This is a genomic window from Pseudaeromonas pectinilytica, assembly GCF_054780855.1.
Genome location: NZ_BAAGVN010000161.1, coordinates 1 through 643, shown reverse-complemented (window position 1 = coordinate 643; position 643 = coordinate 1). Strand labels below are relative to the sequence as shown.

Below are 643 nucleotides of genomic sequence, written 5' to 3'. Positions count from 1 at the left end.
TTGAGCGTATTGTCCGGGATTGTTCTACCGGTCGGGCGCCCGCCGCCGGACGCCTCATCGGTCATGCGCTCTGATTCAAGCAAGACGAGATCAGCGGGTTGGATAGTCATGTCGTTTAAACCTCGATTAATCGCAGAGTAATGGCGTGTTCAAGAGCTGGCATTGCGGCCGGGTTGACGTAATCGACCAGCGGAGTTGCCTCAATGGGCTTGTCGGCATGACGCCAGCGCACGGTGTACGTTGTTCCGTAAAGCACCAACGGCAGCTGGGCTGTCGTTAGCTGGGCGCGGAGCAAATCGACAGTGGCACGGGTGCCGGTCATGGTCAGTGTCAGCGGTCGGCCGCCGACCTTGGTCCCTTCCTGGACGATCATGTGACCGGTCTGGCCACGAGATAGCGACTGTTCGATCGGCGTCCAGTCCAGTTCATCAGTCCACGCGATTTCGTCATCCAATTCGATGCCAGCGAGTGAGTTGGTCATGGAGTGATTGCCCCCACTGATTCAAGCTGGCGGAGCACTGATTCCAGTGCGGCCTCACCAGCAGCATCAGTTTTAATGGTCTGCCGGGATCCCGGCAGATTGATGGTGATTTCCCTGGACAAAGTAGTTGTCTCGCTTGTGTTTTGGTTTGCTGTCTTAGCT

Annotated in this window: 1 protein-coding gene; it reads right to left on the bottom strand. The window is 56.9% G+C overall.

The annotated features are described in order from the left end of the window. Positions 1-115: 115 nt before the first annotated feature. A complete protein-coding gene (locus ACYVG7_RS09980; protein ID WP_460882981.1) occupies positions 116-481 on the bottom strand; it encodes a hypothetical protein in 366 nt (121 codons plus the stop codon). Positions 482-643: the final 162 nt, after the last annotated feature.

What these genes read in the sequence shown, in the direction of transcription:
- ACYVG7_RS09980 (WP_460882981.1), bottom strand. Translation starts at nt 481, where the DNA reads ATGACCAACTCACTCGCTGGCATCGAATTGGATGACGAAATCGCGTGG.